The following is a 23549-nucleotide window of genomic DNA, read 5'->3' on the forward strand; positions in this document are numbered from 1 at the left end:
AACGATTTTGCGACGGTGATGTTCGGTATTTGGAATCGGCATCGAAAAGCGATCTGTAGAAGCGAGGATCGCCGATCTTCGCCGTGCCTTTTCAGGTCCCCGGCTGGATGTACGGCACGCGGGCGAACAGCTCGCGCTCCCATTTGCGGGGATCCTGCACGATGGTCGGCGGCGCATCGACCAGCAAGGTCGATCGGTGCGCCAGATCGTATCGTGGCCAGTGTGGCAGGCCGGAATGATCGGGATTGCCGGTTTTGGCGAAGGCGACGAAGCTGTCCTGCAGCGCCGTGCTCGCGATCCGGGCGTCCGTTGCCGTACCGGTCTGCGATCCTGTCGCGCCCAGCGTGCCGAACACCAGGGGGATGTCCATCGTATGGAACGCGCCGCGACGCGGATCGGTGCGGGAGGCAAAATCGACCTGATAGACCCAGGTCGGCGCGCCGGCTTCGACCCGGCGCTCCGCCTCGATCACCTGCCCGCGCCAGCTGCGCCCTGCGGTTGTCGCGCCGTAGAAGATGTCGAGCGGCGACCAGGCGGGGAATTGCGCGCGATATTGCGCGACGACCCATTCGGGTAGGATATCGATGCGCAATTCGGGCGCGATTCGCTCGGCAAGATTGCTCCAGTCGAGCCCGCGCAGTCGGGGCGAATCGAGGCCGATAAAACCGCGCGTCTCGTCATGCGTGTTGCCGAGCAGCATCGGGATAGCGTTCGATTGCGGATTGGCGTCGGGCCAGAAGGGGTGGCGCGTGAGCCATGTCATATCGAGCACCGGGCCGAAATAGACGCCGCCGCCTAGGATTGGATCGGTCGCGTCGAGTGCTTCGACGAGCTTTTGCTGCGGCATGGCCAGCAATGGCGACAGATCGGTTTCGCCGACGCTCAGTTTCGCCAGATAGGCACGTGTGCGCTGGGTGGCGTTGAGCGGGCCGGAGGCGGTGACCTGCTGTCCGCTCATCGTCGCGGCGCGGTGGAACAGGCCCTTCGCGGCCGGCATGCCCATCATCGTGGCGATCTTCGCGCCGCCGCCCGATTGCCCGACCACCATCACGCGCGAAGGATCGCCGCCGAACGCCGCGATATTATCGCGCACCCAGCGCAGAGCGAGGATCAGGTCGAGCTGACCGGCATTGCCGCTGTCCGGGAAACGCGGATCGAGCCGGGCGAGATAGAGGTAGCCGAACGCATTGAGGCGGTGGTTCACGGTCACCACCACGACATCGCCCCGTGCTGCCAGCGTCACGCCATCGTTCAGCGGATCGGTGACGCTGCCGCCGGAATAGGCACCGCCGTGGATGTACAGCATCACCGGCTTGCGCGCGGTGGGCCGTGCATCGGTGGTCCAGACGTTGAGGAACAGGCAATCCTCGGATTGCGGGCCGTAGCGATCTCCGCTTTGGGGCGCGACCGGGCCGAAGGCATCGCAAGGGATGATTGCATCGGATCGTGCGGGCGGGCGCGGTGCCTGGAAGCGTTCGGCCACGCCGTAGCGGATGCCGCGAAAGGCGGTGACCCCGTCCGATCCGCGCACACCGCGGAACCGCCCGGCCGGTGCGGCGACGACAGGCGAGGCCGTCGCGCTGCGCGCGCGATGCGGGATCAGCAACGCCGCGCCGCTCGCGCCGATCAGCGCGCGGCGGCTGATCTCAGCGGCGGACATCGAGGCCGCCGGCGAGATAGGCGTCAATATCCGCCTGACGAAACAAGGCTGCGTCGCCGGGCAGCGAATGTTTGAGCGCAGCAAGCGCCAGCCCGGTCGTCGCCGCTTGTGAGATATCTCCGCCCGATCTCAGCGCGTGCAGCACGCCGCTGGCAAAGGCATCGCCCCCGCCGATCCGGTCGACGATGCCGGCCAGCGTCACTTCGTCGGTCTGGGCATGGCCGTCGCGCGTGTCGATCCGGGCGGACAGGCGGTGCAGATCGACATGCTCGACATGCCGTGCGGTCGAGGCGATCGTCTGGAGCTTCGGGAAGGCATCGAACGCGGCGTCGGCGGCTTCGCGCCGGCGGCCTTCGGCATCGGCGGCGAATTCGCGACCGAGTAGCAGCGCGATGTCGCGGTGGTTGCCGAACAGCAGATCGGCCTGCGCGACCAGATCGGTGAGGATCGCGCGCGGGTTCGAATCCCAACGCTCCCACAATTTTCCGCGCCAATTGCCGTCGAACGACACCGCGATGCCACGATCCGACGCCGCACGCACCGCCGCCAGCGCGCTTTGCGCCGGCACGGGGCCTAATGCCGGGGTGATGCCCGACAGATGCAGCCGGTCCACCCCGTCGAGCAGGCTATCCCAATCCCATGCCGACACCGGAGCCTGCGCGAAGGACGACCAGGCGCGATCGTAGATCACTTCGGTGGCGCGCATCCCGGCACCAGAGGTGACGAAATACAGCCCCATCCGTTCGCCGCCGAGCTGGATCGCCGAGATATCGACACCGTGGCCGCGCAGCGTGGCCGTCGCCGAGCGCCCGAGATCATTGTCCGGCACCATGCTGGCAAAGCCGACATCGTGACCCAATCTGGCCAGTTGCGTGACGACGTTCGCCTCGGCACCGGCCACCCAGACGACCAATTTGGGCGTCTGCAGCAGCAATTCCCGGCCCGGTGGCGACAGGCGGAGCATGATTTCGCCAAAGGCCAGGAATCTACCCATCAGCGCGCCAGCCAGCCGCCATCGACCGCCAGCACATGACCCTGCACGTAATCAGCCGCGGACGATGCGAGGAACACCGCCGCGCCGCCCAGATCGCTCGCGTCGCCCCAGCGCCCGGCGGGGATGCGGTCCACGATCGATTTGTTGCGTTCCTCGTCCGCCTGCAATGCGGTCGTGTTGTTGGTCGCGATATAGCCGGGCGCAATCGCGTTCACGTTCACGCCCTTGGCCGCCCACTCGTTGGCGAGCAGTTTGGTCAGCCCGCCGATGCCCGATTTGGACGCGGTGTAGCTCGGCACGCGGATGCCGCCCTGAAAGGTCAGCATCGAGGCGATGTTGATGATCTTGCCGCCACCATTCGCGATCATGTGCCGCCCCGCCGCCTGGCAGAGAAAGAAGACCGATTTCAGATTGGTGTCGATTACCGCGTCCCAGTCGGCTTCGGTGAAATCGACCGAGTCCGCGCGGCGGATGATGCCCGCATTGTTGACCAGGATATCGACCCGTCCGAGCTTCGCCAGCGTCTCGTCGATCACGCGCTGCACGGGCTCGATCGTGGACAGGTCGGCGGAGACGATCTCCGCCCGCCGGCCGAGCGCACGTATCTTTGCCACGGTATCCTCGGCGGGCGTCCGGCCGACGCATGCGACATCCGCGCCGGCCGTGGCGAGCGCGAGCGCGATCGCCTGGCCGATGCCGGTGTTCGCGCCGGTGACGATGGCGACCTTACCGGTCAGATCGAAGGGGTTGGTCATCGCGGATCAGGCTAGCTGACAGATGTCGAGCACATTCATGTCGGTATAATCCTGATTCTCGCCGGCCATCGCCCAGATGAAGGCATAGGCTTTCGTCCCCGAACCCATATGCACCGACCAGGGCGGGCTGATCACCGCTTCCTCGTTTGCCATCACGATGTGGCGCAGGGCCTCGCCTTCGCCCATGTAATGGAACACGCGGTCGCTCGGGCCGTCGAGTTCGAAGTAGAAATAGATTTCGCTGCGACGTTCGTGGATGTGCGGCGGCATTGTGTTCCACACCGAACCCGGCTTCAGCACCGTCAGGCCCATGACGAGTTGTGCGCTGTCGCAGATGCCGGGGATGACCATCTGGTGGATCGTGCGCTCGTTCGATTCCTCAAGACTGCCGCGCTCCAGCGTGGTGGAGTCGCCGACCGAAACCGTGCGCGTGGTGAATGCTTTGTGCGCCGGGCAGGACGCCAGATAGAAACGCGCGCCGTCGCCCGAGAACACCACGTCCTTCGCACCCATCGTGACGTACAGGCAATCCTTGTTGCCGAGCGTGAAAGTCTCGCCATCGACCGTCACGGTGCCGTCGACCTTGCCGACATTGACCACCGCCATCTCGCGCCGTTCGAGGAAGGGATGGCCGGCGGCGGAGGCCGGTTCGCTCTGGTGCGGCAGGGTCACGCTGCCGCTCGCCACCGCGACGCCGCCGATCACGAAGCGCTCGGCATGGGTGTAGTTCAGCACGCATTCGCCGTCGCGGAACAGGTCCTGGATCAGATAGCGGTCGCGCAATTCGTCGTTGGAGACGCATTCCATCATGTCGGGATGGGTGGCGTAATAGGTACGGTCGAACATGGGAAAACTCCTGGGGGTTTTCAGGCGGCCTTCGCGGCCGGCTGTGATGGATCGATCTTGTAGGCGCGGCGGACGAGGCCGCTGGTGAGTTCGTGCGCCAATTCGGCTGCCTCGCAATCGGCGAGGCGGTGTTCCACCACGAGCCGCGCGAGAAAGCCGCAATCGACGCGTCGCGCGACATCATGTCGCGCCGGGATCGACAGGAAGGCGCGGGTGTCGTCGTTGAAGCCGACGCTGTTGTAGAAGCCGGCGGTCTCGGTCGTCATCTCCCGGAAGCGGCGCATGCCCTCCGGCGAATCGTGGAACCACCAGCTCGGGCCGAGCTTCAGGCAGGGATAATGCCCGGCCAGTGGCGCCAGTTCGCGGGCATAGGCGCTCTCGTCGAGCGTGAAGAGGATGATCGACAGGTCCGTGTTCGTACCGAAGCGGTCGAGCAGCGGTTTCAGCGCATGGACGTAATCGGTGCGAGTCGGGATGTCCGCGCCCTTGTCGCGCCCATGGCTGGCGAACAGGCCGGCATTGTGGTTGCGGAAGGAGCCGGGATGGATCTGCATCACCATGCCGTCCTCGACCGACATTGCTGCCATTTCGGTCAGCATCTGCGCGCGAAACAGTTCGGCATCGGCGGGTGCCCAGGTGCCACCGACGATCTTGCGAAACAGCGCTTCCGCTTCGACCGGGGACAGGTTGGCGGTGGCAGCGGTGGGGTGGCCGTGGTCGGTCGCAGTTGCGCCTGCTGCGCGGAAATCGGCGCGGCGCTTGCGATGCGCGGCGAGGTAGCCGGTCCAACTATACACATCCTCACCGGTCAGTTCGGCGAAGCGCGTCATCGCCGGCGCGAACGCCTCATGCTCGACATCGATCACGCCGTCCGGGCGATAGGTGGTGACGACACGACCGGACCAGCCCGAAGCTCGGATGCGGTGATGCGCGGAAAGATCGTCCTGCGCGCCCTCGGTGGTGGCGAGGAAATCGATGCCGAAGCGATCGAACAAAGCGCGCGGGCGGAACGGCGCGCTCGCCAGCGCCTCCGCGATGCGATCGAAATATCGGTCGGCGGTCGCTGCCTCCAAAACGATATCGAATCCGAACACCTCGGCGAAGACATGGTCGAGCCACAGCCGCGAGGGCGTGCCGCGGAACAGGTGATAGTTCTGCGCGAACAGCCGCCAGGCCGCGCGCGGATCGGTCGCCGGGGTCCCGTCGCGGTGCGGGATCGCGAGCGAATCGAGATCGATCCCCTGGCTGTAAAGCATCCGGTAGAGATAATGGTCCGGCGCGAGCAGCAGAGACGTCGCGTCGGTCCACGGTTCGTTGTCGGCAAACCAGCCGGCATCGGTATGGCCGTGCGGGCTGACGATCGGCAGGTGCGCGACCTCTGCGTACAGGCTGCGGGCGACGTCGCGGGTTGCCGCATCGGCCGGAAAAAGCCGGTCGGGGTGCAGTTTCAGTCGCCGTGCCATCGTCATCCCTCCTGCCACCTCTGCCGGACAGCCCAGTGCTTGGTAACCGGTGTCAGGTTTTAGCGCAACCGTCTCTCGCGTCAGTTGGCCGGTGGCGTCACCGAACCGCGACGGATCAGCGTCGAGAGAAACAGGCTCGGCTCCTCTACCGTCCGCTCCTCCAGCGAGGCGGTGATCTTGAGGGCTGCGGAGCGGGCCATTGAAGCGATGGGCCAGCGGACCGTGGTGAGCGGGGGCCAGACATGCGCGGCGACGGGCGTGTCGTCGAAGCCGATGATCGACAGATCGGTGGGAATATCAAGGCCGCGCTGGCGCGCCGCATGCATCACGCCTGCCGCCATCTCGTCGTTGCAGGAGAAGATCGCGGTCGGGCAGGGCATCAGATCGAGCAGTCGCCCGGCCGCGGAAATCCCGGACTCAAATGTATAATTGCCGTCCGCGATCATGCTGCGCGTGATCGGGATGCCGGCGGCGGTCAGCGCCTCCTCGAAGCCCAGACGCCGCTCGCGGGCGGAGCGGAAGCCGTGCGGTCCGGCAATCAGACCGATCCGGCGATGCCCCTGCGCGATGAGATATTCGGTCGCACCGCGCACCGCCTCGCGATCATTGGAGGCGACCATATGATCGTCGTCGTCGAGCGGGGCCGATCCCATGCGGACATAATGGCAGCCGATCTCGGCGCAGAGGCTGGCGATGGTGTCGTTCTCGCTGATCGGGGGCAATAGCACCACGCCGAACAGGCGCTGCCGTTCCAGGAAATGCCGGAGATCGTCGAGCATCGTCGCCGACCCGCGATCGAGCGGGCGTACGACCAGTTCGAATTCGGTATCCTGCAGCGCCTCCAATATGCCCTGCTGCACGTTCATCACCATCTGCGCATTGGGATTATCGTGGACGAGGCCGATGAGGAAATTGCGCCGGAGTGCCAGCGCCCGCGCCTGGGGATTGGGAATATAGCTGAGGTCCGCGATCACATCCTCGACGCGCCGGCGCGTTTCGTCGTTGAGCAGCGGCGAGCGGTTGATGACGCGGCTGACGGTCTTCTTGGAAACCCCCGCGATACGCGCCACATCGTTGATCGTCGGCTGGCCGCTTTTTTTCATAGGGGTCAGCATAGCTGCGAGTATCCCGGCTCGCCAGCCCAAGCGCTGGACGGCCCTTGCCGGGCATCGCATGCTGGGGCAAAGGCTGGGTCTGACACCGGTTTCCAAGAGAATTACTGATGGCTGAAGCCCTGATGATCGACCCCGCCGACAGCGTCGCGACGCTGATCGAGGATGCTGCACCCGGCGATATGGTCGTGGCGGGCGGATCGCGCGTCGTCGCGGGCACGGCCATTCCAAGCGGCCACAAGATCGCGCTGCAAGCGGTGGAGGCCGGTGCGCCGGTGATCAAGTTCGGCTTCCCGATCGGCCTGGCGACGCGGCCGATCGCGCCGGGCGATCATGTGCATGACGGCAATCTGGTGACCGCGCTGCGTGGCGAACTGGCTTACGAATATGTCCCGCAGCGGCTGGCTGCGCGCGCATCCGGCGGGGGCGAGTTCATGGGTTATCGTCGCGCCGATGGCCGGGTGGGCACGCGCAACGAAATCTGGGTGCTGCCCACGGTCGGCTGCGTTGCGCGAACGGCGGAGCGTATCGCTGCGCGGGCGAGCGGCGAGCACGGCGGCGCGATCGACGGCATCCATGCCTTCACGCACCCCTTCGGCTGTTCGCAACTCGGTGCAGATCTGGCCGCGACTCGCCGCATCCTTGCCGGGCTGGCCGACAATCCCAATGCCGGTGGCGTGCTGATCGTCGGGCTGGGCTGCGAATCGAACCAGATCGACGCGCTGCTGGCCGAAATTCCCGAGGCCAAGCGAGGCATGGTCCGCACATTGGTCGCGCAGCGCGCCGACGACGAGGTGGCAGAAGGTGTCGCCCTGGTCGGAGAACTCGCCGCGCTGATCGCGGCCCCGCGCGAGCGTTGCTCTCTCGATGCTCTGGTGCTGGGGGTGAAGTGCGGTGGGTCCGACGGTTTCTCTGGGCTGACCGCCAATCCGTTGGTCGGGCGGATGAGCGACCGCGTGACGGCGGCGGGCGGCAAGGTGATCTTCACCGAAATCCCCGAAATCTTCGGCGCGGAACAGATGCTGATGAACCGCGCCGCCGATGCGCAAGTGTTCGAGGGCATCGTCGCGATGGTCAATGGCTTCAAACGCTATTTCACCGATCACGGCGAACCGGTGTCGGAAAATCCGTCGCCCGGCAACATCGCCGGCGGCATCACCACGCTGGAGGAGAAATCGCTCGGCGCGGTGCAGAAGGCCGGGCGCGGGGAAGTGATCGACGTGATCGGTTATGCGCACACCGTGCGCAGCGCCGGGCTGACCCTGCTGGAGGCGCCGGGCAACGATGCGGTATCGTCCACCGCGCTGGCGGCGGCGGGGGCGACGGCGATCCTGTTCACCACCGGGCGCGGCACGCCGCTCGGCTTCCCGGTGCCGACGATCAAGATCGCGTCGAACAGCGCGCTGGCGGCACGCAAGTCTGGCTGGATCGATTTCGATGCCGGTCGCGTGCTGAGCGAAGGGTTCGACGGCGCGGAAACGGCGCTGGCCGATTTGCTGGGCGCGGTCGCATCCGGCCGCGAAACCGCTGCCGAGCGCAATGGCGAACGCGAGATCGCGATCTGGAAGCGGGGCGTGACGCTGTGACGCGATTGTCGAACGTCACGCTCGCCGGGCTGCCCGGGCAGGTCGCCCGGCCTCGGCGCGGCCCGATCGGCACGGGCATCGTGCATTTCGGGCCGGGCGCGTTCCACCGCGCGCATCAGGCGGCCTATGTGGATACTTTGCTCGATCACGATCCGCGCTGGGGCATCGCGGCGATATCGTTGCGCAGCGCCGGCACGACCGATGCGCTGAAGGCGCAGGACGGGCTGTACACGCTGGCGATCCGCGATGTGACGCCGGCGTGGCGCGTGATCGGCGCGCACAGCCGCTTCCTTGGCCCGGATGCGGCGGGCGAGACGCTGGCGCTGCTTGGCGATCCGGCGGTGCGGCTCGTCACCTCGACCGTAACCGAAAAGGGCTATTGCCTTGCCGCCGACGGGATGCTCGATCTGGAGCATGCCGATATCCGCCACGATCTCGCCGCCGGCGCGACACCGCGCAGCCTGATCGGCTGGCTGGTGGCCGGACTGGCCGCGCGACGCAGCGCGGGTATCGCCCCGTTCGTGCCGATGCCGTGCGACAACATGGCCGATAACGGTGCGAAGCTGCATGCCGCGTTGGTCGCCTTCGCCGGCGCACGCGATGCTGCGCTGGCGGAGTGGATCGCGGGCGAAGTGCGCGTGCCGGGCACGATGGTCGATTCGATCACGCCCGCCGCCGATGCGCGATTGCAGGCCGATGTCACGGCGATGCTGGGCGTCGAGGATCGTGCCGCCGTGCAGCGCGAGGCGTTCACGCAATGGGTGATCGAGGATTTGGATTTGGGCTCAGGGCCCGATCTGGCGGCGGCGGGCGCGATCGTGACGTCGGACGTCGGCGGTTACGAGCGCGCCAAGCTGCGGATCCTGAACGGCGCGCATTCGACTCTGGCCTATGCCGGGCTGCTGCGCGGCCATGCCAGCGTCGATCGCGCGATGCAGGATGCGCCCCTCGCCGCATTCGTCGATACGATGATCCGCGAGGACATCATTCCGGTGCTGCCACCGGTGCCGGGGCTGGACCTGCAGGAGTATCGCGCGGCGGTGCTGGCGCGCTTCGCCAATCCGGCGATCGTCCACCTGCTGGAACAGATCGCGCAGGATGGATCGCAGAAGCTGCCGTACCGGTTGGCGGATACGATCGATGCCAACCGTCGCGTCGGGCGGATGCCGCGATGTGCCGTCGCGGCGATCGCCTGCTGGGTGGTGTTCCTGATGCGCCGGGCGAGTGCCGGTGTGGCGATTCTCGATCCGGCAGCCAGGGCACTGGCCGATGCCGCGGCAGACGGCGACGCGGCGGCGGTGATCGATCGCCTGATCGCCTCGGACCTCGGCCTGCGGCGATCCTGGCAAGTCGACACGGCGCTGATATCGGCGATCGGCGAAGCAGCGCGGCGTACCGAAGCGGGCGAATGGGATGGTGTTTTCACAGCCTGACTTGTCAATGACACCGGTTTCCCATACGCATCGTCAAACGGCGTAAAAACGCCTCATGGGGGATGCCGGTGCAAGGTTCGGACGAAATTTCTGGCAATACCGCTGCGATCGCACGCGCGTTCGTCGATGCGCGGCGGGCCGGGGCGGCATTGACGGCGTATCCGGGCGCTCTGCCTGCGGAACTCAGCGACGCCTATGCCGTGCAGGATGCGGCGATCGCGCTCAGCGCGCGCAGCATCGCCGGCTGGAAGGTCGGGCGGATCAACCCGCCGCTGGGTGAAGTTGACCGCCTCGCCGGCCCGATCTTTGCCGATCAGATCGAGATCGAAAGCGCGACGCCGGTCGAGATGCCGGTATTCGCCGGCGGGTTCGCGGCGGCGGAGGCGGAATTCCTGCTCCGCATCGGCACCGCGCCCGATCCGGCGAAGCGGCACTATACGATGGACGAGGCGCGCGCGCTGATCGACGCCGTGCATGTCGGCATCGAGATCGCCAGCTCGCCGTTCGAGGGCATCAACAGCCATGGACCGGGCGTGACGATTTCCGATTTCGGCAACAATAATGGCCTGGTGGTCGGTGCAGGCATCCACGGCTGGCAGGATGCCGACCTCAATGCCTGGCCGATCGAAACCTGGATCAACGGCGCACGCATCGGCGCGGCAACGGCGGCGGACATGCTCGACGGACCGTTCGGTGCCGCACGCTTCCTGTTCGAGGCGCTGGCGGCGCGCGGCATCGCGCTGATGCCGGGGCAATGGATTTCCAGCGGCGCGGTGACCGGCGTCCATCCGGTGGCGATCGGCGACCGGATTGAGGCGCGCTTCGATGGGCGCTTGTCGGTGAAGTGCGGTATCAGCGTTCAATAACGGCAAGGCTCAACAGGGCTGCCGGACAAGGGAGAGACGAGATGGCGAGTGCGGACATGCCGGAGGTGAACGCCGCGGCGGCGCGCGTCGGGCGATATCGCTGGGTGATCTGCGCATTGTTGTTCGCGGCGACCGCGATCAACTACGTCGATCGCCAGATGATCGGCGTGCTGAAGCCGACGATCTCGGCCGAACTCGGCTGGAACGACGCCACCTATTCCTATGTCATCATCTGGTTCCAGGCGGCCTATGCGATCGGCTATGTCAGCTTCGGCTGGATCATCGACCGGATCGGCGCGCGCATAGGTTATTCGATCGCATTCGTCATCTGGACGCTGGGCCACACCTTGTGCGGTTTTGCCGGCACGGCCGGGCAATTCTCCGCCGCGCGCTTCGTGCTCGGCATCGGCGAGGCGGGCAATTTCCCCGCCGGGATCAAGGCGGTGTCGGAATGGTTTCCGGCCAAGGAACGTGCGCTGGCGACCGGCATTTTCAATGCCGGTGCCAATATCGGCGCGGTGATCACGCCGCTGATCGTGCCCGTCATCACGATCGCCTTCGGCTGGCGCATGGCGTTCATCATCACCGGTGCCGCCAGCCTCGTCTGGCTGGTGGCGTGGATCGCGATCTATCGCCGCCCGCGCGAACAGCCGCGCCTGTCGGCGGCCGAACTCGCGCATATCGAAAGCGACCCGGCCGACCCCGCGGTCAAGATCGGGTGGGGCCGCCTGCTCGGCTATCGCGAGACCTGGGCCTATGCGCTGGGCAAGTTCCTGATCGATCCGATCTGGTGGCTGTTCCTGTTCTGGACGCCGGATTTCCTCGCCAAGACCTATCATCTCGATCTGAAATCGTTCGGGCCGCCTTTGGTGGTGATCTACATCATCTCCGATCTCGGCAGCGTCGCGGGCGGCTGGTCGTCCTCGCGGATGATGAAGCGCGGTTTCTCCGCCAATGCCGCACGCAAGCTGACGATGCTGGCCTGCGCGTTCCTGGTGATGCCGATCTTCTTCGCGCAATATGTCGACAATCTGTGGCTCGCGGTGGCGATCGTCGGGCTGGCGACGGCCGCGCATCAGGCGTTCTCGGCCAATCTCTATACCATCCCGTCGGATATGTTCCCGCGCGGCGCAGTGGGATCGGTGGTCGGCATCGGCGGCACGGTCGGCGCAGTCGGCGGCATGGGAATGGCCTGGTTCACGGGGTACATCCTGCAGACGACGGGCAGCTACACGTTGATCTTCGCGGTGGCTGGTAGCGTGTATCTGATCGCGGTGGGGGTGATCCACCTGCTCAGTCCGCGACTGGCGCGGGTCGATGCGATCTGACGGTGGCGGTCTGTAAACGGGGTGAATTTTTTCCTGAGGATTAGGCGTTTGCGTATTTTTACCCCGACCCTGGCGATCCTGTTGGCGAGCGCGGCGATCCCCGCCGCAGCGCAGGACGCGACCAGCCTGCTGTTTCGTGCCTCCGCCGATACCGGCCTGACCGCCGAGGTCGCGGGCGGCGATGCGGTGCCAAATTTCCGCAGCGGCGTGACGATCGTGCCGGACGGCGCGATCGGCGGGGCGATGCGCTGGGCCGATGACGGCTATGTCGCTTGGAAGGCACCCGGCAACATTCGCGCAGCGCGGGGCACATTGTCCTTCTTCTGGCGCGCCCGGACGCCGGTGGGCGAGGCACCGTTCAACATCTTCCGCGTCGGTTTCGCCGATCATAGCAGCTGGGATATGGCGTTCCTGCGCATCGACTGGAATGGCCACGGCTTCGACGCCTTCGTCACCGATGCCAATCTGTCGCGCGTCCGCGTGTCGTATCGCATGGCCGATCTGCCCGCGCCCGATGCCTGGCACCATATCGCCGTCGCGTGGGACGAGACGGTCGGCCTGCGACTGTACATCGACGGCAAGGAAGCGGCGCGGCGCGACCAGAAAGCGGATCTCGATAGCGGCCTCGACCAGTTCGGTCTGGCCGGGCGCGTCCTATCGCCGCATCAGGTGCAGAGCCGGTACAATTTCATGCGCGGCAGCGATGTGGACGAACTGCGCATCTACGGATCCCTGCTGCCTGCCGCCGATATCGCAGCGCTGGCGGCGAAGCGCGAACCCGCCGGAGCGCCGCCCGCCGACAAGCCCGCCGAGCGGCTGGCATGGCTGCACCGCTTCGGCTGGGACCGCGTCTCGCCGCCTGTGTTGGACGCGCCCGTCACGCGCATCCGCAAGGTCGAGTTCGCCGACGCGAAGGACCTGAAGGAATGGATGTGGAAGGGCGTGGACGGCATCGCCGAGACGACCTGGCCCGGCGTCTACAACCGATCGAAACTGCCCGGCCGCGATGACTATTTCGAACTGCCCGACTGGAACACCTATGTCGAAGGCGGCAAGCGCTACGATCTGACCGTGCCGGCGGGCGAGCGTTTCAACCGCATCGAGATCCGCGGCGCGGCCTATGGCGCGCTCGACTGGAGCGATGGCGGGAAGGCCGTATCGCTGGCGAAGCGACCGCAGAATGTGGTCCGGTCGGTCGATCAGTTTACGCCCCGCACCGGTGGCCGGATCAGCTTCACCAATGTGATGCAGGAGCAGCCGATCCAGGAGCTGTGGGCGTATGACGTGTCGGCGGGCGCGGTGCCGGCGGGCACGTTTGCGCTCAGCTATACCGTGCATGCCGAACTCGCGCCGAAGCTGGCCGCGCTCGATCCGCTGAACGCTTACATTGCCGGACGCTATGCTCCCGACGAGCGCAGTACGGTTCTCGCCACGCCGACCTCCGGGATCAAGGCGGCGGTCGGCGCAGGTGCGGCGGGGGCGACCGGCACGGTCGATCGGCCGCGCGATGCGGCACCGATCGTCCATATCCTGATCCCCGCCAGTTTCGGCGATGCTTATCCCGATCAGGCTGTTGCCCGTGCCTGGGACTATGGCTGGCAGAATGTGCATGACGGGCTGGACGGCATCGCGATCGACCTACCCGCGATCAAGGCGACGCCGGACAGGAATGGCCTGATCCCGCTCAACATCCGCGTGAAGGACCCGCTCTGGCCCGGTCGCGACATGATCGACGTGTCGGTATCGGTGAAGCCGGGCGTGGCGCGGACCCTGTGGCTCGATCTGCGCGACCGGATCCTGCCCAACGACAGCCTGTTCCTGACGGTCGCCTCTGCCGCGCCAGACTTCGGCGCGACATCTTTGGACGGCGCGAAGATCCGTCTGGTGTTCAAGGATCGCGCCGCCGCGCTGCCCGAACATATCGCGGATCGCTTCAATCAGGTGAAGGACAATTGGGGCTTCCTGGTCGAGGAGCATACCGCGTCGAAACGCGCATCGCTCTATGCGCGCCTGTTCGCCGATATCGGCGACCTGTTGCGCGTCGATCCCGAAAATCCCCGCGCCCGCGCTTACTGGGCGGATATCAACTACCGGCCCGAAAACCTGCCGCCATTCGTGCAGCCGGTGGCGCCCGCCGGGGTTCCGCTCTGGGCGTTCCGCCAGCTCGAGGACCTGAAGCAGGTGCAGCATTTCGTCGATTGGTGGATCGATGAACGGCAGGTGCCGTATGGCGATTTCGGCGGGGGCATCTCCGACGATGTCGATCTGACGCAGCAATGGCCCGGCCTCGCGCTGATGGGCGTCGAGCCGGACAAGATCAACGCGTCGCTGCGTGCGCTTTCAGACGCATCGTACAAGAACGGCATGCGGGTGAACGGCCTCGGCTACATCACCACCGACGAGCTGCATGCGTATGAGGAGGGGCTGAATTCGGATGCCGAGCGGCTGTATCTCAATTGGGGCGAGCCCAAGGCGGTCGAGCGGCTGATGGCGACGACGCGGGCGTTGCAGGGCGTGATCCTGCGCAATCCGGCCGGACACATGCACTTCGCCAGCAATTGGTACGGCGGACGCAAGATGTACCGCGAGGGGCCGTGGGAATGGCAGAAACCGTATAGCTGGACGGTGACACACGGCCCGATGTTGGTCGGCCTGTACAACGGCAATCCGGCGGCGCGCGGGCTGGTGATCGGGCTGGTCGATGGCTGGATGGCGCATGGCAAGCAGGGTGCCGATGGGCAGTGGAGCTATCCCAACGAGATCAATTGGCGCACCGATGCGACCCGCGTGGGCGACGGCGGCGGGGCGACCACGCCGCTGCAGACCGCTTGGGCGGCGTGGCGCTTCACCGGCGACGCGACCTACTTGCGCCCAATCTCGGCACGCGTGGCGAAAGCGGGGGCGGGGGCCCTGTCCGAATTCAACGAAAATGCGTTCGATCTACTCCCCGGCGGCAAGGCAGCGCAGGCGTCACTGGTGGCGCAGGCGGCCAAGTCCAATGACCCATTTACCCTTTACGGAGCCTGGTCGGCGAGCGGCGACCTTAGTTGGCTGGAAAAGCTGCATGCGGATGCGATCGCCGACAAGGCGCAGCACCAATATATGTACACCGAAGGGCATTGGTGGTCCGATCGTGTGGATCAGCCGAGCGACATCCTGCAGCGCGAACGGCTCGGCGGGATCGCGCTCCGGCGCAATCAGGGCTGGCCGGGCAACACCGTGAGCTGGCGCTTCGCCGATCCGGCCGCGGCGACGGCGGTCGCGATCCTCGTGTCTGCCGCGACGCGCGATCGGTTCCGCGTGATCGCCTATAATGCCAGCGCCACCGATCAGCGCGCGACGATGACCGCGTGGAACGTGACCGGCGGTACTTGGTCGATGGCCCTCGCCACGAGCAATGACGGCGGCAAGACGCTCGCGCCGATCGGCGCCGTGCGCAACGTGACGCTCGAACGCAGCGCGGCGACCGATCTCGCCTTTGCGGCTGGCACGACGACCGTCGTCGATTTCTCGCTCGTCACGCCGACGACGCCGGTCGAACAACGCCCCGATCTCGGCATAGCGGCCGAGGATGTGCAGGTGACCGGGCAGCGCGTGACCGTGACGGTGCATAGTCTTGGCGCGGTGCCGGCGATCGGCGGCCGCGTCGATCTGGTGGCGCGCGACGGGCGCGTACTGGCCAGCGGCGTCGTTCCCGATCTCGCCGCGCCGCTGGACCTGCTGCCCAAGACGGCGACAGTCGTGCTGACGCTCCCGCCGAAGACATCGCTAGAGGGGATAACGGTACGTGTGGCTCTGCGAGCCGACGCGCCGGAGACGACGCGGCTCAACAATGTCGTGGTGCTGTGAGGCGATGACGGCGCGACTTTCGCGTCGCGCGGTGATCGTCGGTGGGCTGGCGAGGTTGTGCGTTGCGGCGCCGGCACGCGCCGCGTCTAGTGCCGATGATGCATTGCGGGCCTTGCTGGATGCCGTCGCTGGTGGGGCGGATCGACTGGCAGAAGTGCGGCGGTTTCCCGAGTCCGGGCTGTCGCCTTCGTCCCGGCTTGACCTGCGCACCGTCCGCGCTGGGTTGGTCATCGACGCCGAATTGGCGCGGCGTTTTCCCGACCCGAAAGGGGCCATGAGCCCGGCACGCTATGGCCTGTTGCTGCGACGGATTACCGGCGACGATACCGATCCGGCCGAGGCGCTGGAACGGCTGGAGCATGAGTGTCGCGCGCTTCTGGCGGAGGCCGATCGGCGGCTGAAGACGCTGGGGCTCGCAAGCGGCACGGTCGGCGCGCGCTTCACGACATTGTGGCGCGATCCCCGCTGGCTGTACGCCGACGACGATGCAGGCCGGAACCGTGCGGTCGCCGATATGAACCGCGCGCTGGTGTCGGCCCGCCATCTGACCATCGCCGCTTTCCCCGGCCTAGCCCCACGCTGTCTCAATGTGGGTGTCCATCGGATGTCCGCCGCCGATGCGGCAGCGGGAAGGGGCGGCTATCGCGATCTGCCGACCGCTGGCGTGCAGGGCAACTACACGGTCGATCTGAAGGACATTCGCCGCCGCCCGTCCTGGACACTCACCGGGGTGGTGCATCACGAACTTCTGCCCGGGCACATGGTGCAGATGCCGACCGAGGCGATTGCCGCGCCGCACCCGCTGAGGCTTAAATATGCGCCTGGATTTGCGGAAGGCTGGGCAATCCATGCCGAGCAGTTCGCCGCCGATCGCGGAGCCTTTGTCGACGATGCGATGGGCATGATCGGGCATCTCCACTGGATGTTGTTCCGGATCGGCAGGGCGCTGGCCGATCTGCGCATCCACCTGTCGGGCTGGTCGATCGAACGTGCACGCGAGCAACTGGTCGCATGGCAGGGAGAGCCGGCTTATTTCGCGCCGTTCAATACCGATCTGGCCCGCATCGCGGCCGAGCCGGCGGTGCGCGTCGCCGAAGCGCTGGCATGGCTGACGATCGCCGATCTGGCGCGGATCGACAGCATCAAGGCGCATCGCATCGCGCTCGCGCACGGCCGGATGCGCAACGACGAACTACGCCGCATCATGCACAAGGAAGCATCGAGATGAGCATCACGAGACGCGAGATTTTTGGCGTCGCGGGCAGCGGTGCGGCGCTCTTGTTGCCCGGCGGCGCAACGGCCGACCCACAGCCGCCAGTCGAGACGCCGTGGCGGCGCGGGCCGGACAATCAGCGTATCGCCGATCTCGGCGATGGCCGCTTCCTTAATCCGATCGTCTCCGGCGACCGGCCCGATCCGGCCATCCTGAAGGACGGCGCGGACTATTACATGACCTTCTCCAGCTTCGATTCCTATCCCGGGCTGGTCATCTGGCATTCGCGGGATCTGGTGAATTGGCGGCCGATCGGCGCGACGCTCACGCGGAACATCGGGTCGGTCTGGGCCGTGTCGCTGGCGAAGCATGGCGGGCGATATTTCCTGTACATCCCCACTAAGAGCGATCCGAATTCGATCTGGGTAATTCATGCCGATCGGATCGAGGGGCCGTGGAGCGAGCCCGTCGATCTGGGGCTGCACAAGCATATCGACCCATGTCACGCGGTGGGGGAAGATGGATCGCGCTGGCTGTTCCTGTCGGGCGGCGATCGCATCCGCCTGTCCGCCGATGGCCTGTCGACGGTCGGCGCGGTCGAGCATGTCTACGAGCCTTGGCGCTATCCTGCCGATTGGGTGGTCGAGGGCTTTTCGCCTGAGGGACCGAAGATCGTCGCGCATGGCGGCTGGTTCTATCTTATCACCGCCGTGGGTGGGACAGCCGGGCCGCCAACCGGCCATATGGTGATCGCCGCGCGATCGCGATCGATCCATGGCCCGTGGCAGGATTGCCCGGCGAACCCGCTAGTACGGACCAAGGACGCCAACGAACGCTGGTGGTCGCGTGGGCACGCTTCTCTCATCGAGGGGCCGGCGGGCGATTGGTGGGCGGTGTATCATGGCTACGAAGCGGGCTTCCTGACGCTCGGGCGACAAGCCTTGCTCGATCCGGTGGAATGGACGCCGGACGGTTGGTTCAGGATGGCGGGCGGAGACCTGTCGCGCCCGCTGCCCAAGCCGCGCGGTGGGGCAGGCGGGGCATCCGGCATCGCCCTGTCGGACCGGTTCGACACGCTAGCGCTGGGCACAAAATGGAGCTTCTTTCGTCCCGGACCGACCGAGACGGCGCGTGCCAGCGTTCAGGACAATCGCTTGCACCTGAAGGCATCCGGCGGCGCGCCATGCGACTCATCGCCGCTGATGCTGATCGCCGGCGACCCAGCCTATCGCTTCGAATGCGATGTGGAGATCGACCCCGGCGGCACCGCCGGGCTGATCCTGTTCTATGACGACAAACTTTATTGCGGGCTGGGCTTCGACGCGACCCGTTTCGTCACGCACCAATACGGCATGGAGCGCGGCCGGCCCGCCAATCCCCATGGCAGCGCAATGCGCATCCGCGTGACCAACGATCGCCATATCGTGACATTCGACACCAGCGGCGATGGCGGCAAGACGTGGCAGCGCTTCGATCGCGGGATGGAAGTTTCCGGTTATCACCACAATGTTCGTGGCGGCTTCCTGATGCTTCGCCCGGGCTTGTATTCCGCTGGTGCCGGCACCGCGCGCTTCGCCAATTTCGAATTTCGCGCGATGTGATCGGAGTTATGGCGCGTAGCGTTGCTGGTCGGCTTCGTTATACGGCGCGCCATGACGATGTTGCAGGCCCATGCCGATGATCTGAATGCGCTGGATGGCAGCGGGCGCCTGCGCCGATTGCAACCCCGCAGCGGGATGGATTTCGCTTCCAACGACTATCTCGGCTTGGCCAATGCGCCGCGTCTCCGCGTAGCTGTCCAAGAAGCTTTGGCGCGCGGCGTGCCGATCGGGTCCGGCGGGTCGCGCTTGTTGCGCGGCAACGATCCGGAGCATGAGGCCCTCGAAACCGAGGCTGCTACGTTCTTCGGCAGCCAATCGGCGCTGTTCTTTTCGAGCGGATATGCCGCCAACAGTGCGCTGTTTTCGACCTTGCCGCAGCGTGGCGATCTCGTGATCCATGATGAACTGGTCCATGCCAGCGCTCATGAAGGCATGCGTCTCGGCCGTGCCGCGCACGTGGCAGCGCGGCATAACGATCCCGATGCAATCGATGATGCGATTAAGACGTGGCGGCACGGTGGAGCCACCGGGCGGTCATGGATCGCGGTCGAAAGCCTGTACAGCATGGATGGCGACCGGGCGCCGCTCGCCGACGTCATGGCGGTGGCGGAGCGACACGACGCAATGGTGCTGATCGACGAAGCCCATGCGACCGGCGTGTTCGGCGATCGCGGGCGCGGTCTTGCGGCCGATTTCGAAGGGCGCGAGGATGTGATCACGTTGCGTACCTGCGGCAAGGCGTTGGGTTGTGAAGGGGCCCTCCTCTGCGGGCCGCGCACGGCTCGGGACTTTCTCGTTAATCGCGGGCGCGGCTTCATCTTCTCGACCGCGCCGTCCCCGCTGATCGCCAGCGCAGTACGCGCGAGCTTGAACATCCTGGCCGACGAGCCGGAACGCCGCATCAGGTTGAAAGCACTGATCGACTTTGCTGAACGCGCGCTTGGTGCATGCGGCGTGGCCCCGACCGGGTCGCAGATCCTCCCGCTGCCGATCGGTGAGGACGCTGCGACGATGCGCATGGCGGCCGCGCTGCAAGCCGCCGGGTTCGACGTGCGCGGTATCCGCCCGCCGACCGTGCCGCCCGGCACCGCGAGGTTGCGTATCTCCCTGACGTTGAACGTCACCGAAGCCGACATCGCCGCCTTTGCCGATGCGATCATGGCGCTGCCGCGATGAGCGCGCCGACGATCGTGGTCACCGGCACCGACACCGATGTCGGCAAGACCGTGTTCGCCGCCGCGCTCGCCGGAGCGCTTGGCGCACAATATTGGAAGCCGGTTCAGGCGGGGTTGGAGCCGCGTGGCGATTCCGACAGCGTCGCCTCGCTTTCGGACTTGCCGGCCGACCGCATCCTACCCGAAGCCTATCGCCTGACCACGCCATGTTCGCCACACCGCGCGGCGGAGATCGACGGCGTGACGATCGATTCGGATCGGCTGGCGCTGCCCCTAGTCTACGGCCCGCTGATCGTCGAGGGCGCAGGCGGCGTGCTGGTGCCGATCACGCCGGACCTGCTGTTCGCCGATCTGTTCGCGCGTTGGGCGTGCCCGGTGGTGCTCGTCGCGCGCACGTCGCTCGGCACGATCAACCACAGTCTGCTTTCGATCGAAGCGCTGCGGCATCGCGCCGTGCCGATCCTTGGCATCGCGTTCGTCGGCGAAAAGCAACCGGACAGCGAAGCGACGATCGTTCGGCTAGGGGGCGTGAAGCGGCTCGGCCGCTTACCGTTTATCGATCCCCTCGATGCGAATACGCTCGCCGCGACGTTCGTTGCGTGTTTCGACCTGGATGATTTCCGATGACGCACTCGCCGATCTGGCATCCCTTCACGCAGCACGGGCTGGGCGAACCGATCCCGCTGGTTACGCATGCCGAAGGGGCTGCGCTTTACACCGATGACGGGCGGCGCATCATCGACGGCATATCGTCCTGGTGGGTCACGACGCACGGCCATTGTCATCCGCGTATCATGGCCGCGATCGCCGAACAGGCCGGAAAGCTCGACCAGATCATCTTCGCCGGATGGACGCACGAACCGGCCGAGACACTGGCGCGCGGACTGGCGGCGATCATGCCACCCGCGCTCACCCGCATATTCTTTTCGGATTCGGGATCGACCAGCGTCGAGGTCGCGCTGAAGATGGCGCTCGGTTTCTGGGCCAATCGCGGCGAACCGCGCCATCGCATCCTGGTGATGGAGCATAGCTATCATGGCGATACGATCGGCGCGATGTCGGTCGGCGCGCGTGGCGCATTCAACGCCAGCTATGCACCATTGCTGTTCGACGTCGGTACCTTGCCGTTCCCGGTGATGGGCCGGGAACAGGCGACGCTGGACGCGCTTGAGGCGGCATGCCGCGATGCGCCGGCGGCGTTGATCGTCGAGCCGCTGATCCTCGGTGCCGGCGGGATGCTGATCTACCCCGCCTGGGTGCTCGCCGAGATGCGTGCGATCTGTGCGCGCCACGGCGTGCTGTTCATCGCCGACGAGGTTATGACCGGCTGGGGCCGGACCGGCACATTGCTGGCATGCGAGCAGGCGGACATCGTGCCGGACATCCTGTGCCTGTCGAAAGGGTTGACCGGCGGGGCTGTACCGCTTGCAGTGACGATGGCGAGCGAGGAAATCTACGCTGCGCATCTTTCCGACGATCGCGCCCGGATGTTCTTCCACTCATCCAGCTACACCGCCAATCCGATCGCCTGCGCCGCGGCCAATGCCAACCTCGCGATCTGGCGCGAGGAACCGGTTTTGGGTCGAATCGCCTATTTGGCGGCGCGACAGGCGCGACAGCTGGCGATGCTCGCAAAGCTTCCCGGTGTCGTACAACCCCGCGCGATCGGCACGATCACCGCGATCAATCTGGTCGATCCGAAAGGCAGCGGCTATCTTTCGCAGCTCGGGCCACGTCTGCTGGCGCAATTCCAGGCACGCGACCTGTTACTGCGTCCACTCGGCAATACGATCTACGTCATGCCGCCATATTGCATCGACGCCGCCGATCTTGATCGTCTTTACGAAGGCATCGCGGAAGCTGCCGAAGAGATTGGTCTTTCGGACCCCGGCTAAAGCCGGCAGCGTTTCGCGCAGAACTTGCACGAATTACGCCGCGACGAGATCCCCCAACGCAGCGCGCAGATCATCTACGTACGGGGCGAATCCCGCGAGCAGCGTTTCGGCGTCGCGATTGATCGGCTTGCGCACCTGCTCCGCGCTTGGCGTGAACACCGGCCGATCGGATTCGTGAAAGCGCAGGCATTCGGGGGCGAACGGCAGGTCTAAATGATCAAGGAGGTCGCGCACCGTCGCTTCAGTGTCGTCGATCAGATCGGCGAGTTGGATGCGCTTGATCCGCCCCGGACGAAGCGCTTCGAAATGCGCGATCATGCGATCATAGGAGCGATAGACGTCGGCGAGGCTGTCGACGGCGTAAGTGAACGACGCACCCCGTGCGAAATGCTGGCGGAACATCGACAGGCAGCAGGCCAGCGGATCGCGGCGCGTATCGATGATCCGCGCATTGGGCAGAATCAGTTGGATCAATCCGATATGCAGCCAGTTGGACCATTGCTTGTCGAGGAAATGCGGGCGATCCGTGCGGCGTTTGGCGGCAACGCCGGTCAGATAGTCAGCCCCGAGCGCGCGGAGCCGATCCGGCCCGCAATCGGCAAGGCTTTGGGGATAAGCGGGGGCGCCCGGCTGACCGACAGGATCGAGGCTGCGCGCGATCAGGCCGAGTTCGGGCAATTCCTGAGTACCCTCAATCAGCGGGTGCGCCGACAGGATCTGTTCCACGAGCGTCGATCCGCTGCGCGGCATGCCGAGAATGAAGATCGGCGCGCGTGACGGATCGCCCACGCCCCCATGCCGCGCCAGAAACTCGGGCGTGAACAGGGCGATGGCGCGATCGACCAGTTCGGAGCCGGTAATGTCCGGCACCTCGGGCTGGACGCGCAAGCGATCGCTGTTCGCGACGCGATAGGCCTGCATGGCGGTTCCATAATCCCCGCGATCCTCAAGCGCCCGCGCCAGCGCGAAATTCAGGTTGCACCGATCTTCGCCCGAAGGCGCATCCGAGGCGAGGAGCGCGCGGATCGTCCCGATGTCTTGGTCATCCAGCGCGCCGATCTTGAGATTGGCGAGCTGCCACCACGCCTCGCCCTTATGCGGCGTCAGCGCGATGACTCTACGATAGGCGGCGGCGGCATCTTCCGCGCGACGCAGCGGGCGCAGCGTATTGCCGTAGGTCAGCAACACATCGGCACATCCCGGATGTGCCCGAACCAGCGCCGCGTTAATCGCTACGGCGTCGGCGACGTCACCCCGGCCGACCAATGCGGCCGAGCGCATGCGGAGATACTCCAAGTGGCGCGGTGCCGCGCGCAGCAAATGATCCGTCTCGGTCAGCGCCTGATCGTACTTCCCCTGCGACAGGCACGCCGAGGCGAGACGATAGCGTGCTTCCGCAAATGCCGGCACGATCTCGAGCAGGCGCCGTAACGATACTTCCGCCGGTCCGAACTTACCGATCGCCAAGGCCGCCTGGCCCAGCAGGTGCAGCGCCGCGGGATCGTCCGGATCGCTGGCGAGGTGCTGGCCGAGCATGAATTCGGCCGAGGCGAAATCCCTTCGCGCGATCGACGCCTGCGCGGCGCGCAACAGAGGCTCCGTCAGCGGTTCCGACAAATAACGCTGGAACGCCTTGGCAGCGCCCTTGCGATCACCCTTGGCCAGCAGCTTGGTGGCGCGGCGATACCAGTGTGCTGTCGTATCGAGCGGTGGCAACGCCTGGCCTGAAACGGTCGATTTTTCCATGCGCTAGGCCTTTAAACGATAGACAGC

At 66.0% G+C, this 23549-nt stretch carries 17 protein-coding genes; 10 read left to right on the forward strand and 7 right to left on the reverse strand.

Going from position 1 to position 23549, the window contains the following annotated elements:
* Positions 1-91 precede the first annotated feature (91 nt).
* From U1738_RS00730 to U1738_RS00755, 6 genes are all read right to left on the reverse strand, one after another.
* Complete coding sequence (locus tag U1738_RS00730; protein ID WP_332787124.1) at positions 92-1660, reverse strand: carboxylesterase/lipase family protein; 1569 nt, start codon at positions 1658-1660, stop codon at positions 92-94.
* Entirely contained in the window at positions 1647-2654 is a 1008-nt protein-coding gene (locus U1738_RS00735; RefSeq protein ID WP_332787125.1) for a sugar kinase, read from the reverse strand. The genes U1738_RS00730 and U1738_RS00735 overlap by 14 nt, the downstream gene beginning before the upstream one ends.
* Positions 2654-3409: a 2-dehydro-3-deoxy-D-gluconate 5-dehydrogenase KduD gene (gene kduD, locus U1738_RS00740; RefSeq protein ID WP_332787126.1), complete on the reverse strand. Its 756-nt coding sequence runs from the start codon at positions 3407-3409 to the stop codon at positions 2654-2656. The genes U1738_RS00735 and kduD overlap by 1 nt, the downstream gene beginning before the upstream one ends.
* A 6-nt stretch (positions 3410-3415) precedes the next feature.
* A complete protein-coding gene (kduI, locus tag U1738_RS00745; protein WP_332787127.1) occupies positions 3416-4255 on the reverse strand; it encodes a 5-dehydro-4-deoxy-D-glucuronate isomerase in 840 nt (279 codons plus the stop codon).
* 20 nt (positions 4256-4275) lie between these two features.
* Positions 4276-5718, reverse strand: a complete 1443-nt coding sequence (gene uxaC, locus U1738_RS00750; RefSeq protein ID WP_332787128.1) for a glucuronate isomerase — start codon at positions 5716-5718, stop codon at positions 4276-4278.
* Positions 5719-5798: 80 nt separating this feature from the next.
* On the reverse strand, positions 5799-6821 hold the full coding sequence (locus U1738_RS00755) for a LacI family DNA-binding transcriptional regulator (protein WP_332787129.1): 1023 nt from the start codon (positions 6819-6821) through the stop codon (positions 5799-5801).
* 119 nt (positions 6822-6940) lie between these two features.
* Between U1738_RS00755 and U1738_RS00760 the strand changes: the two genes are divergently transcribed.
* The 10 genes from U1738_RS00760 (at position 6941) to U1738_RS00805 (ending at position 21776) form a co-directional block, all read left to right on the forward strand.
* A complete protein-coding gene (locus tag U1738_RS00760; RefSeq protein WP_332787130.1) occupies positions 6941-8416 on the forward strand; it encodes a UxaA family hydrolase in 1476 nt (491 codons plus the stop codon).
* Complete coding sequence (locus tag U1738_RS00765; protein ID WP_332787131.1) at positions 8413-9849, forward strand: mannitol dehydrogenase family protein; 1437 nt, start codon at positions 8413-8415, stop codon at positions 9847-9849. The genes U1738_RS00760 and U1738_RS00765 overlap by 4 nt, the downstream gene beginning before the upstream one ends.
* Positions 9850-9917: 68 nt before the next feature.
* Complete coding sequence (locus tag U1738_RS00770) at positions 9918-10715, forward strand: 2-keto-4-pentenoate hydratase (RefSeq protein WP_332787132.1); 798 nt, start codon at positions 9918-9920, stop codon at positions 10713-10715.
* Positions 10716-10756: 41 nt separating this feature from the next.
* Positions 10757-12043, forward strand: coding sequence for an MFS transporter (locus U1738_RS00775; RefSeq protein ID WP_332787133.1), 1287 nt, complete (start codon positions 10757-10759; stop codon positions 12041-12043).
* A 39-nt stretch (positions 12044-12082) separates the two neighbouring features.
* Positions 12083-15892, forward strand: a complete 3810-nt coding sequence (locus U1738_RS00780) for a LamG-like jellyroll fold domain-containing protein (protein WP_443026975.1) — start codon at positions 12083-12085, stop codon at positions 15890-15892.
* Between the two features lie 4 nt (positions 15893-15896).
* Positions 15897-17120 (forward strand): DUF885 family protein, encoded by a 1224-nt coding sequence (locus U1738_RS00785; protein ID WP_332787135.1) that lies wholly within the window; start codon positions 15897-15899, stop codon positions 17118-17120.
* Positions 17117-18706, forward strand: coding sequence for a family 43 glycosylhydrolase (locus U1738_RS00790; protein ID WP_332787136.1), 1590 nt, complete (start codon positions 17117-17119; stop codon positions 18704-18706). Before U1738_RS00785 ends, U1738_RS00790 begins: the two co-directional genes overlap by 4 nt.
* A gap of 51 nt (positions 18707-18757) precedes the next feature.
* Positions 18758-19882, forward strand: a complete 1125-nt coding sequence (locus U1738_RS00795) for an 8-amino-7-oxononanoate synthase (RefSeq protein ID WP_332787137.1) — start codon at positions 18758-18760, stop codon at positions 19880-19882.
* On the forward strand, positions 19879-20508 hold the full coding sequence (gene bioD, locus U1738_RS00800) for a dethiobiotin synthase (RefSeq protein WP_332787138.1): 630 nt from the start codon (positions 19879-19881) through the stop codon (positions 20506-20508). Before U1738_RS00795 ends, bioD begins: the two co-directional genes overlap by 4 nt.
* Entirely contained in the window at positions 20505-21776 is a 1272-nt protein-coding gene (locus tag U1738_RS00805; protein ID WP_332787139.1) for an adenosylmethionine--8-amino-7-oxononanoate transaminase, read from the forward strand. The genes bioD and U1738_RS00805 overlap by 4 nt, the downstream gene beginning before the upstream one ends.
* Positions 21777-21809: 33 nt before the next feature.
* Here U1738_RS00805 and U1738_RS00810 read toward each other — a convergent pair whose 3' ends face one another.
* Entirely contained in the window at positions 21810-23522 is a 1713-nt protein-coding gene (locus U1738_RS00810; protein WP_332787140.1) for a tetratricopeptide repeat-containing sulfotransferase family protein, read from the reverse strand.
* Positions 23523-23549: the final 27 nt, after the last annotated feature.

Source organism: Parasphingomonas caseinilytica (genome assembly GCF_036663755.1).
Classification (GTDB): domain Bacteria; phylum Pseudomonadota; class Alphaproteobacteria; order Sphingomonadales; family Sphingomonadaceae; genus Sphingomonas.

Coding starts and splice junctions, on each gene's coding strand:
- U1738_RS00730 (WP_332787124.1), bottom strand. CDS start 1,660: ATGTCCGCCGCTGAGATCAGCCGCCGCGCGCTGATCGGCGCGAGCGGC.
- U1738_RS00735 (WP_332787125.1), bottom strand. CDS start 2,654: ATGGGTAGATTCCTGGCCTTTGGCGAAATCATGCTCCGCCTGTCGCCA.
- kduD (WP_332787126.1), bottom strand. CDS start 3,409: ATGACCAACCCCTTCGATCTGACCGGTAAGGTCGCCATCGTCACCGGC.
- kduI (WP_332787127.1), bottom strand. CDS start 4,255: ATGTTCGACCGTACCTATTACGCCACCCATCCCGACATGATGGAATGC.
- uxaC (WP_332787128.1), bottom strand. CDS start 5,718: ATGGCACGGCGACTGAAACTGCACCCCGACCGGCTTTTTCCGGCCGAT.
- U1738_RS00755 (WP_332787129.1), bottom strand. CDS start 6,821: ATGAAAAAAAGCGGCCAGCCGACGATCAACGATGTGGCGCGTATCGCG.
- U1738_RS00760 (WP_332787130.1), top strand. CDS start 6,941: ATGGCTGAAGCCCTGATGATCGACCCCGCCGACAGCGTCGCGACGCTG.
- U1738_RS00775 (WP_332787133.1), top strand. CDS start 10,757: ATGGCGAGTGCGGACATGCCGGAGGTGAACGCCGCGGCGGCGCGCGTC.
- U1738_RS00785 (WP_332787135.1), top strand. CDS start 15,897: ATGACGGCGCGACTTTCGCGTCGCGCGGTGATCGTCGGTGGGCTGGCG.
- U1738_RS00790 (WP_332787136.1), top strand. CDS start 17,117: ATGAGCATCACGAGACGCGAGATTTTTGGCGTCGCGGGCAGCGGTGCG.
- U1738_RS00795 (WP_332787137.1), top strand. CDS start 18,758: ATGACGATGTTGCAGGCCCATGCCGATGATCTGAATGCGCTGGATGGC.
- bioD (WP_332787138.1), top strand. CDS start 19,879: ATGAGCGCGCCGACGATCGTGGTCACCGGCACCGACACCGATGTCGGC.
- U1738_RS00805 (WP_332787139.1), top strand. CDS start 20,505: ATGACGCACTCGCCGATCTGGCATCCCTTCACGCAGCACGGGCTGGGC.
- U1738_RS00810 (WP_332787140.1), bottom strand. CDS start 23,522: ATGGAAAAATCGACCGTTTCAGGCCAGGCGTTGCCACCGCTCGATACG.